This window comes from Clostridioides sp. ZZV15-6383, assembly GCF_020657735.1.
Taxonomy (GTDB): domain Bacteria; phylum Bacillota; class Clostridia; order Peptostreptococcales; family Peptostreptococcaceae; genus Clostridioides; species Clostridioides difficile_D.
Genome location: NZ_JAGWCV010000039.1, coordinates 23,652 through 34,038, shown reverse-complemented (window position 1 = coordinate 34,038; position 10,387 = coordinate 23,652). Strand labels below are relative to the sequence as shown.

General features: G+C 28.2%; 11 protein-coding genes and 1 riboswitch. All 11 genes read left to right on the top strand.

Annotated elements, in window-relative coordinates:
- Positions 1-100: 100 nt before the first annotated feature.
- The gene (locus KGF42_RS13720; RefSeq protein WP_227826514.1) at positions 101-703 is read left to right on the top strand and encodes an HAD-IB family phosphatase; all 603 of its coding nucleotides are present in this window, start codon (positions 101-103) and stop codon (positions 701-703) included.
- Positions 676-1,320, top strand: a complete 645-nt coding sequence (locus KGF42_RS13715) for an NTP transferase domain-containing protein (protein WP_227826513.1) — start codon at positions 676-678, stop codon at positions 1,318-1,320. The genes KGF42_RS13720 and KGF42_RS13715 overlap by 28 nt, the downstream gene beginning before the upstream one ends.
- A gap of 12 nt (positions 1,321-1,332) precedes the next feature.
- Positions 1,333-2,073: a class I SAM-dependent methyltransferase gene (locus KGF42_RS13710; protein ID WP_227826512.1), complete on the top strand. Its 741-nt coding sequence runs from the start codon at positions 1,333-1,335 to the stop codon at positions 2,071-2,073.
- Between the two features lie 37 nt (positions 2,074-2,110).
- Positions 2,111-3,586: a CDP-glycerol glycerophosphotransferase family protein gene (locus KGF42_RS13705; RefSeq protein WP_227826511.1), complete on the top strand. Its 1,476-nt coding sequence runs from the start codon at positions 2,111-2,113 to the stop codon at positions 3,584-3,586.
- A 522-nt stretch (positions 3,587-4,108) separates the two neighbouring features.
- A riboswitch (cyclic di-GMP riboswitch) is annotated at positions 4,109-4,199 on the top strand.
- 406 nt (positions 4,200-4,605) lie between these two features.
- Entirely contained in the window at positions 4,606-4,923 is a 318-nt protein-coding gene (flgB, locus tag KGF42_RS13700; protein ID WP_227821295.1) for a flagellar basal body rod protein FlgB, read from the top strand.
- A gap of 7 nt (positions 4,924-4,930) precedes the next feature.
- The gene (gene flgC, locus KGF42_RS13695; protein ID WP_227821294.1) at positions 4,931-5,335 is read left to right on the top strand and encodes a flagellar basal body rod protein FlgC; all 405 of its coding nucleotides are present in this window, start codon (positions 4,931-4,933) and stop codon (positions 5,333-5,335) included.
- Between the two features lie 9 nt (positions 5,336-5,344).
- Complete coding sequence (fliE, locus tag KGF42_RS13690) at positions 5,345-5,662, top strand: flagellar hook-basal body complex protein FliE (RefSeq protein ID WP_227821293.1); 318 nt, start codon at positions 5,345-5,347, stop codon at positions 5,660-5,662.
- A gap of 24 nt (positions 5,663-5,686) precedes the next feature.
- Positions 5,687-7,237, top strand: coding sequence for a flagellar basal-body MS-ring/collar protein FliF (gene fliF / locus KGF42_RS13685; RefSeq protein ID WP_227826510.1), 1,551 nt, complete (start codon positions 5,687-5,689; stop codon positions 7,235-7,237).
- 12 nt (positions 7,238-7,249) lie between these two features.
- Positions 7,250-8,320: a flagellar motor switch protein FliG gene (gene fliG / locus KGF42_RS13680; protein WP_227821291.1), complete on the top strand. Its 1,071-nt coding sequence runs from the start codon at positions 7,250-7,252 to the stop codon at positions 8,318-8,320.
- The gene (locus tag KGF42_RS13675) at positions 8,304-9,044 is read left to right on the top strand and encodes a FliH/SctL family protein (RefSeq protein ID WP_227826509.1); all 741 of its coding nucleotides are present in this window, start codon (positions 8,304-8,306) and stop codon (positions 9,042-9,044) included. The genes fliG and KGF42_RS13675 overlap by 17 nt, the downstream gene beginning before the upstream one ends.
- Positions 9,045-9,047: 3 nt before the next feature.
- Positions 9,048-10,370, top strand: coding sequence for a flagellar protein export ATPase FliI (gene fliI, locus KGF42_RS13670; RefSeq protein ID WP_227821290.1), 1,323 nt, complete (start codon positions 9,048-9,050; stop codon positions 10,368-10,370).
- Positions 10,371-10,387 lie beyond the last annotated feature (17 nt).

Below are 10,387 nucleotides of genomic sequence, written 5' to 3'. Positions count from 1 at the left end.
ATTATGAACTCTGTAAATTTATTGAAATTTCTAACTCAATATTGTTTGATGTACTTATTACTCAAAAATAGGATTTTATGCTTCAATGAAAGGGTATGAAATGAAAAATTATAAATTTGTTTTTGATTTAGATTCAACATTAACTAAACAAGAAATACTTCCTGAGATTTCTAAGTGTATAAATAAATATGAACTTATGCAAAATCTTACAAATGAAACTATGCTAGGAAATTTATCTTTTGAGGAAAGTTTTAAGAAAAGAGTTGATTTATTAAAATATATTCCTATTTCTAAAGTTAAAAGTATAGTTACTAAGATTAATCTTAATGAAAAAATTGTAAAGTTTATAAAAGAAAATCCAGATAGATGTACTGTCGTAACAAATAATTTAGATCTTTGGATTTGTGATTTAATGAAAGAGCTTTCTTTAGAAAATAAATATTATTCATCTATAGCTCATTCAAATGGTGATTTCATTGATAAAATTAAAGTTATAATAAAAAAAGAAGATATTATAAAAAAAATGAAAGGTCCCATAGTTGCAGTTGGTGATGGTAGTAATGATATAAAAATGATAGAGAATGCTGATATTGGAATTGGATTTGGAGGGGTAAGACCTATAGCTCCTGGAATATTGAAAGTATGTGATTATGCATTTTATGAGGAGGAACGTTTATGCCAACTACTAAAACAATTGTTATAAACTGTGCAGGTAGAGGAAGCAGACTAGGATTAAATTTAAATAAGTCATTAATAGATATAGATGGAAAACCACTAATAATAAGGCAACTAGAATGCCTTGATGATTATGATGACATACGTATTGTAGTAGGCTTTCAAGCAGAAAAATTAATTGAAGTTGTATGCTCTTATCGTAAAGATATAATGTTTGTATTCAATCATGATTACTTAAATACTAAGACTGCTGCAAGCTTATCTTTAGGCAAAAAATATTCTAGAAATACTATTATATCGCTAGATGGTGATATACTTTTTTTCAAAGAAGATTTCGATAATTTTGTTAACACAGATGGAGAAATTATTGGTGTATGTCAACCCTATACTAAAGACCCTGTCTATGTTAAAACAGACTTTATTAATGGTGGAGAGTTTGCTACAGAGTTCTCAAGGACAAATGGAGATTATGAGTGGACAGGTCTGTTCAAAATATATTCTAAAAATTTAAGCTCTGGTACAAATCATGTATATAAAATGATTTCACCTAACTTACCACTTAAAATAGCACATGTTGAATTAAGGGAAATTGATACACCTGAAGAATATAATGAAGCTTTAAAATGGTATAGGAACAAAAAATAAAGGAGATTTTATATGGATAATTCAACGAGAATTTATGAAAAACATGTAGATATAAAAAAAGATACTGTTCAAGAATTTTGGAATAGACGAGCTAAAAAGCATACTCCAGATAATCCCTATATTTCAGTGAAATGTAATGATCAAAATCCTGATTATGCTAACACTTTAGATAAATATGAAAAAGAAATAATAATTCCTAAACTAAATATAACTAGAAATTCAAATATATTGGATATAGGTTGTGGGGTAGGTAGGTTAGCTGATTATATAGTTCCTATATGTAACTATTACCTTGGGACAGATTTTGCTGAAGACTTAATAGCTATTGCTAAAAAAAGATTTCCTGATAATGACTGTGATTTTCAAGTATGTGATTTTACCAATACTCCATATGATACAAAAGTTAAATCTAAAATGCCATTTGATACGATTCTATTGGCAGGTGTCACAATGTATATAAATGACGATGAACTAAAAATAGCATTGAAAAACTTATTAGGAATATTAGATAAAAAAGCATCTATCTATCTATCTATCCCTATTGGAATAAATAAGAGATTAACTTTAAAAGAATTTTACTCGAAAGAATTAAATTCAGAATATAATGTTATATATAGAACTATAGAAGAATATGAAGAAATTTTAAAACCATTACTAGATGAAGGATTTGAAATTGTTGAAAGCAAAAGCTTCTTAACAGATATAAGTCAATACTCTGATACAGAAAGGCATTATTTTATACTAAAGCGATAGTTTTAATATAAATAAAATTAAAATTAAGGTGAATCTGATGAACTATAACAAAAAAAATGAAGTTTTAAATCTTATACAAATACTTATAGAGGGTATTGAGTATATAAAAAATAATAATTTAAGTGAATCAATAGTTAATTCATCTCTTGAAGCTATTAATTATATGAAAAAATATATAAATAACTCTGGAAGAAGCAACAAAAACTTGTTGAATTTAATTGATGAAACTTATGTAAAAATTTTAAGACTTTCCATGTATAAAAATATAAGACTTATTGAAGATTGTGAACTTATCATAAGTAATTTAAACTATTTATCAAATATAATAGAAAATAGTCTAGATAAAAAAACTAAAATTGTATTTATGCCTTATAATGCTAAAATGTGGAATAGCTTAGAAAGTATCTGGAAATCTGCGGTTTTGGATGAGAAGTGTGACTGCTATGTAGTTCCCATACCTTATTACAAGTTAATTGATACGCCTAATGGTATAACTCAAATATATGCATATGAAGGTAATGATTTTCCTGAAGATGTTCCAATAATACATTATGATGATTTTGATTTATCTAAGGAAAAGCCTGATATAATATATGTTCATAATCAATATGATGACTGTAACAATGCGACTATGGTAGATAGTAATTATTTTTCTTATAACTTGAAACGATATACTAATATGCTTGTATATGTTGCTTATGGAATATCTGGAACTTATCCTGTTAGTTTTTACTTAAATTTTTATGGATTGATAGCATCTAGAAATTTTGATAAGGTTATTGTGCAATCTCCTGCATTTGAAATTATAGCAGAATGTAGTGGTATAAATAAAAATAAAATATTAACAATTGGGTCTCCGAAATTTGATTCTTTAATTTACAATTTAAAACAGAATAATATAAATAAAGAATATGAATCTAAATTAAAGGGTAAAATCATTTTATTATGGACAACTAATCTAATGAAAATACCTAATGGTAAAGATGGTGTTATTGATGAGATTGAAAATGTGTTTGATATTATTGAAAATAGCCAAGAGTATGGTCTTATATATAGACCACATCCCTTAGAACTTGAGTATGTAAAATCTAAAGTTCCAGAATGTTTTAATAGATACAAAGTTTTGTTAGATTCAATATCTACAAAAAATAATATTATTTTAGATGACTCTGTATCTTACTATGAATCATTCAACTTATCTCATGCTTTAATAACAGATAGGTCTTCTGTATTAATAGAATATATTCAAACAAAGAAACCTATATTAATTTATGATATAAATATGGAACATGAATATTATGATTCAAGAATCTTTGATATATTTTCAAATTATGTAGTGGGAGAAGATGGAATGGATTTAATAAAATTTATGAACTTAGTAAAAAACAATAATGACTATAAGCTAAATCAAAGATTAAATTCTTTAAATAGTGTACTATCAAATACAGACGGCAGTTGTGGTGAAAAAATACATACTAATATACTAGAATATGTTTTAAATAATCATATTTAATTAAAATCAATTCATAAGTAGGTAAATTTAGGTTTGGAAAATAGTTAAAAACCTATCAATTTCGATAAATATAAAATGATAAAAGGGCAAATTAATTAAAGTTTGACCCTTTATTGTTTTATTCTGTTAGCTTATATGACATTTTAAATTGTATTCATATATAACAAGTCTAAAATAAAATTTATCAAAAGTAGTGAAAAAATACAAGTTTTTTAACAACGAAAGAGGGAATAGAAAGAAAAATTTAAAAGAAATATGAATGCTTAAATGTTAAATTGGAAAATAATGTTAGAATAGATTATTTTAATAAGATTGGCATAAAAGGTGAACTTAGAATAAATTTATTTTATATTGTAAATTTTTGTATATTTTTAATATATATATACATTATATAAGTTAAATGTTATAAATATAAGTATATTAAAAATAATATTGATATTAGAAATTAAATTAAAAAATTATATAGAAAAAATATTTAAAAAAATATTTAAAAAATTTGTTATTTATTGTATACTTAAGTTAAAACTAAATAGGCAAATCTGGAGAAATCTAGTGACGCAAAGCTATAGGGACTAAGGTTTGTATATACAAGCTATGTCAGCCAGTTGCCAAAAAGAGTCCTAAGTATATTGTATACGTAGGAGGAGTCTGGAATGACTGCCTTTTTGGCAGTCATTTTGTTATGGGAAAGTTATTTTATTGCAGTAGAAAGTACATATAATAACATATTTTACCAATTATAACTTGAAATAAAGATAAATTATCTTAAAAAGTTACTATTTTACAAAAAAAGGCAACTTTCTGAAGAAATATTTAAATACATATTAAAATTTTTTTATATTTTCAATGAGATTCACTGGAAAGATATTAGTTTTCTTACTAAATGTATATATTACCGTATTAATCTAGTGGAAATGGATTTAATTTAGATAAATAAAGAAGTTATTTTTTGTAATATAGCAACTTCATTTTTTATTAATAAATAAAATAGATAAAATATATTTTGAGGAGGAGTGAGTGTGAATACATATGACATTATAAAAATGGGATTAGATGCAACTAACCTAAGAAGCCAGACAATAGCAAATAATGTAGCAAATATAAATACTGAAGGTTATAAAAGACACTATGTAACTTTTGAAGAAACATTAAATGATACCATGCCCAAAATAGAAGAAAAAACAGATAATTCTAAAGGATTAAGAGTAGATGGTAATAATGTAGACATAGAAGAGGAAAAAGTAAATCAAGCAATGGCAACATTACAATATAATGCTTTGATAAGTTTTGCAAATGGAAAAATAGCAATGACTAAATCAATAATAAGTGGGAGGTAATTAGAAGATGAGTGTGTTCAGTGGAATGAGAATTTCTGCTAGTGGATTAACAGCAGAAAGTTTGAAAATGGATATCATATCATCCAATGTAGCTAATATAAATGCTACAAGAGGTCCAAATGGAGAAGCATATAGGAGAAAAGTCGTTTCATTTGAAGAAAATTATGATAATAAATTAGGTATGCTAGGAGTTAAAGTCACATCTGTTGAAGATGATAAATCACCTCTTAAAGAAGTATATGACCCATCTCATCCAGATGCAAAGCCAAATGGATATGTAGAATATCCAAATGTAAATATATTGGTTGAAATGACAGATTTAATAACAGCTTCACGAGCATATGATTCTAACATAGATACATTGAATGCTCAGAAATCTATGATATCGAAAGCTTTGGAAATCGGAAAGTAGGGATAAATTATGCCAATTACACAAATTAACAATTTAATGCAAGGTGCAAAGTTAGATAACTTGATTGGAGAAACAAAACCGTTAAATCTTAATAATGAAGAAGAAAAGAAGAACTTTGAAGATGTAATAATAGATACTATAGATAAAGTTAATTTTCAACAAGTAACAGCAGACAATATGAAAGAAAAATTTATAAAAGGCGAAGATGTTTCTATGCATGAAGTTATGTTAATAGGTCAAGAAGCACAGCTATCTATGCAATATTTAATAGAAGTTAGAAATAAGATTCATGATGCATATCAAGAAATGAATAAAGTACAAATTTAGCCTTTTGAACAGGAGTAATAATCAATGATAGCCAGTTTTAAAAATAAGATTAAGGAGCAAGTTGCTAAATCTAGGACAAAGATAAGTTCTCTAAAAAAGGGAACTAAGATAGCATTAGGTATAGGAATTATTGCTATATGTTTAGCGCTAGTATTTACAGCAATATCTGCAAGTAAAAATAAGTATGCAGTCTTATTTTCAGAACTAGATGTTCAAGATGCTGCAGATATATCAGCAGAGTTAGAATCTAGAAAGATAGATACTAAGGTAAAGGGAAGTACAATCTATGTACCTAGAACAGAAGTTGATAAGTTAAGACTGGAGTTAGCACCAAGTCTTACAGGTGGTTCTAAAGGATTTGCACTAATGGATGATAGTTCATCAATAGGGCTTACTGATGAAGAGTTTCAAATTAAGAAACAAAGAATGATGCAAGGTGAAATAGAAAAAACAATCAAGAGTTTTCCACAAGTGGAAGATACTAGAGTACATATAACATTTGGAGAGTCATCAGTATTTGAGAAGGAGGCTGTTCCAGGAAGTGCAGCAGTTTATTTGATGTTAAAGCCAGGAACAACTTTAGAGAAAAATCAAATAAAATCGGTTATGGCGCTTATATCAGGAAGTGTTACAAATATACCAGAGAAAAATGTTCAGGTCATTGATAACAAAATGAATTTATTATCTGAAGGTATTTTAGATGATGAAGAAGTTGATGCAAATAATCAACCAATAAATAGTGGTATTAGTGTTGATAAAAATAAGGCGTCTGAACAAGCATTAAATAAACAGCTGGAAAAATCTATTTTAGAAATGCTAGAGCCAATATTTGGCACAGGAAAAGTAAAAGTCACAGTAAATGCTGATTTAAGTTTTGATACAGCTGAAAAAACTGAAATAAAAATTGACCCTGATAAAGTTGCTATAAAGGAAACTAGGTCGAAAAATTCATCTAAATCTGCTACAAATAATGTTCAAGGTGTAGATGCTAACATGAATAACCAAGGAAATAACAATGGTACTAATACAGAAGATAGTTTAGATGAGAGTTTTGAGTATGAAACAGGTAAGATTGAAACTCATACTATAGTTGCACCTGGAGAACTTAACAGATTGACAGCTTCTGTTGCGATAGATGGAAAAATAGCTAAAGGTGTTCAAGCTGACGTAGAAGATATTGTTAATAATGCTATAGGTATGGATGAAGCGAGGGGAGATACTCTTAGCGTTGTTTCAATGGTATTTGACCCAGAAGGGAAGGCAGAAGCTAAACAAGAGCTGGAAGAGATTAAGAAAGAAGGATTTAAAAAGAACATAATAAAAGCAGTTATTGGAGTAGTGGCAGTGATAGCAGTTGGTGCTATTGGATACTTAATATATAAGAAGAGAAGTGAACAAGAAGATATGGATTATGAAGATGAAGAGCATAGTTCAAAATCTGATTCTATTGATAGGAAAGATAATCCTCTATTAGGAGATGACCCAGAACTGACATTAGAGGAAGCTGTTAAAATGTATGCAGAAGAAAAACCAGACCAAGTAACAGAGATAATAAAGACTTGGTTAAATGAGTAAGGGGGATAGAACGTGTCCACGGAAATTACAAATGTTAATGCGTTTGACTTGAGTGATATAAATGAAAGTGATAAGGATGAGAAGGTAGAAGGTGAGGGTTTAAAAAAAGCTGCTGTACTATTAATGACATTAGGTCCAACTGTGTCTAGTGATATAATAAAAAGTCTACCTGATAAACAAGTTCAAAAAATAGGTTTGGAAATTGCAAATATTTCTTCAATAGCTTCAAAAGAAAGAAGAGAAATTTTAAAAGAGTTTGTAGAAATAAATAGAGCAAAAGATTATGTTATAGAAGGTGGGCTTGAATATGCAAGAGAGTTGTTAAGTAATGCTTTGGGAAATTCTAAAGCAAATAAATTACTTGAAGGTGTATCAATAAATACAAGTACAAAGCCTTTTAAACATATTATAAAACTAGATGTAAAGAAAATATTAGAAATACTTAGAAATGAAAGTGCACAAACTATAGCCGTTTTACTTGCACATATGGAGCCAGAAAATGGAGCAGAAGTTTTATCATATTTAGATTTTGATTTACAAAATGAAGTAGCTATGAGAATAAGTTCAATGGGTTCAATATCTCCAGAAGTAATAAAAGTAATTGAAAGTTCATTAGAAGATAAATTACATTCAATAAGTGGTGATGATTTTAAAGATTATGGAGGAGTATCTACTTTAGTCCAAATATTGATTAACTCTGATAGAAAAACAGAAAAGAATATTTTGGGAACTATTGAAGAACAAGACCCAGCTTTAGCAGCTCAAATTAAATCTCACATATTTGTCTTTGAAGACATTGTTAAGCTGGATGATATAAGTATACAAAAAGTGTTAAAAGAAGTAACTATGAAGGATTTAGTGTATGCCTTAAAAGGTGTGGATGATGAGATTTCAAATGCTATATATAGAAATCAATCCTCTAGGGCAGCAGATGCACTTAAAGAAGAAATGGAAATGGTTGGTGTCATAAAGGTTACACAGGTTGAGGCTGCTCAACAAAAGATAGTAAATAGTGTAAGAAAACTTGAAAGAGAAGGTGCTATAGCTATTGTAAGGAATTTTGGTGATGACTTTGTTGAGTAATAAGATTATTAAAAATAAAAAAGCATCATATAAAGGAGTGCTAGATTTAACCATAATAGATAAAGCTAGAGTGGGAGAATCAAACATAAATAAAGAAAAAGATTGTAGATTTAGGGACGAGGTAATAAAAGAAACTATAGAATCTGCTGAGATAAAAAAGAATGAGATATTAGAAGAAGCAAGAACAAATGCACAAAATATAGAAAAACAAGCATATGAAAAAGGGTATAGTCAAGGTCAAAAAAATGGATATGAGGATGGATATAAAGAGTCATATGATGAATATACCCAAAAAGCTAAAGATGAAGCAGATTTTATAAAAAATCAGGCAAATTTAATCTTATTACAAGCTAATGAAAAGATGACTGAGTACATAAAAGAAAAAAATAAAGAGATTATAAGGCTTGCTATTAATATGGTTAGTTCTATTTTAAAAAAGCACTTTGAAGATGAAGAATCTATGAGTGATTTGTTAAAGCAAATTATTCAAGATTATGAAGGAAGTAGTTCATTTATAGTAAGATGTAATTCTTTCTATAAAGATAATGTAGAGAAAGAACTTGAATTATTTAAGGAAGAAACATCATTAAAATCAAGTGTATTTGTTATTGCAGATGATAGCATAGATAAAGGAAATGCTATTATACAAAAGGAAAATGGAAGAATAATAGTTGGTATCGATTGTGCTATAGAAAAACTAAAAGAAGAATTGCTTGGTGAATAAAGTATGTATAAAGCTGATATATTTATAGATTTTGACAAAATAAATAAGAAAATAGAAAACTTAAAACTCACTATATCGGAAGGTAGAGTTAAGAAAATAATAGGACTTACTGTAGAAGTTGAAGGCATAAAAGCTTTTGTTGGAGAGTTATGTGTTATATATAATCAAGTCAATAAACCAGTGAATTGTGAAGTAGTAGGTTTTAAAGATAAAGAAGTAATAATATTAATGGCATTAGGAGAGTTAACATTGATAGCACCTGGTTGTAAAGTTATTTCTAAGGGGATACCTTTAAGTGTTATGTGTAGTGATAATTTACTAGGTAAAGTACTTGATGGTCTTGGAAATCCTATAGATAACTCAGAAGTTGTTTTAGGAGATAGATACAACTTGAATAATGAACCTCCTGACCCAATGAAGAGAAAAAAGATACGAAATATAATGGAAACAGGTGTAAGAGCAATAGATGCATTTACTACTTGTGGTGAAGGGCAGAGAATAGGAATATTTGCAGGAAGTGGAGTCGGTAAGAGTACAACTCTAGGTATGATTGCTAGAAATGCAAAAGCAGATGTAAATGTAATTGCCCTTGTTGGAGAAAGAGGGAGAGAAGTACTAGATTTTATTGATAAAGATTTAGGTGAAGAGGGAATGAAAAAATCTGTTGTTGTATGTGCAACATCAGATAAAGCCCCTTTGGTTAGATTAAAAGGTGCTCTTACTGCTACTGCAATAGCAGAGTATTTCAGAGATCAGGGCAAAAAAGTAATACTTATGATGGATTCAGTAACTAGATTTGCTATGGCACAAAGAGAGGTTGGTATAGCAATAGGAGAGCCACCAGCTCAAAAAGGATATACACCATCTGTATTTGCCCTTTTGCCAAAACTTATGGAGAGAACAGGGACATCAGATAAAGGTTCTATAACTGCATTTTATACAGTATTAGTTGATGGAGATGACTTTAATGAGCCAATAGCAGATACCACAAGAGGGATACTTGATGGTCATATAGTTTTATCTAGAGATTTGGCAAATAAGAATCATTATCCTTCTATAGACGTATTGAATAGTTTGAGCAGACTTATGAATGAGATTGCTTCAAAAGAAGATATAAAAATAGCATCATTTGCAAGAGATATGCTTTCTGAGTATAGAGAAGCAGAAGATTTGATAAATATAGGTGCATATGCTTCAGGTACAAATAAAAAAATAGATGAAGCAATCTATTATCATGAGCATATTATTAATTTTTTAAAACAAGGGATAAATGAAAAGAGTTCTTTTAATGAAACTATAAGTAATTTGAGAAGAATCTTTGAATAAATAATTTAAAAAAATAT

What these genes read in the sequence shown, in the direction of transcription:
- fliF (WP_227826510.1), top strand. Translation starts at nt 5,687, where the DNA reads ATGATAGCCAGTTTTAAAAATAAGATTAAGGAGCAAGTTGCTAAATCT.
- KGF42_RS13720 (WP_227826514.1), top strand. Translation starts at nt 101, where the DNA reads ATGAAAAATTATAAATTTGTTTTTGATTTAGATTCAACATTAACTAAA.
- KGF42_RS13715 (WP_227826513.1), top strand. Translation starts at nt 676, where the DNA reads ATGCCAACTACTAAAACAATTGTTATAAACTGTGCAGGTAGAGGAAGC.
- KGF42_RS13710 (WP_227826512.1), top strand. Translation starts at nt 1,333, where the DNA reads ATGGATAATTCAACGAGAATTTATGAAAAACATGTAGATATAAAAAAA.
- KGF42_RS13675 (WP_227826509.1), top strand. Translation starts at nt 8,304, where the DNA reads ATGACTTTGTTGAGTAATAAGATTATTAAAAATAAAAAAGCATCATAT.
- KGF42_RS13705 (WP_227826511.1), top strand. Translation starts at nt 2,111, where the DNA reads ATGAACTATAACAAAAAAAATGAAGTTTTAAATCTTATACAAATACTT.
- flgC (WP_227821294.1), top strand. Translation starts at nt 4,931, where the DNA reads ATGAGTGTGTTCAGTGGAATGAGAATTTCTGCTAGTGGATTAACAGCA.
- fliE (WP_227821293.1), top strand. Translation starts at nt 5,345, where the DNA reads ATGCCAATTACACAAATTAACAATTTAATGCAAGGTGCAAAGTTAGAT.
- fliI (WP_227821290.1), top strand. Translation starts at nt 9,048, where the DNA reads ATGTATAAAGCTGATATATTTATAGATTTTGACAAAATAAATAAGAAA.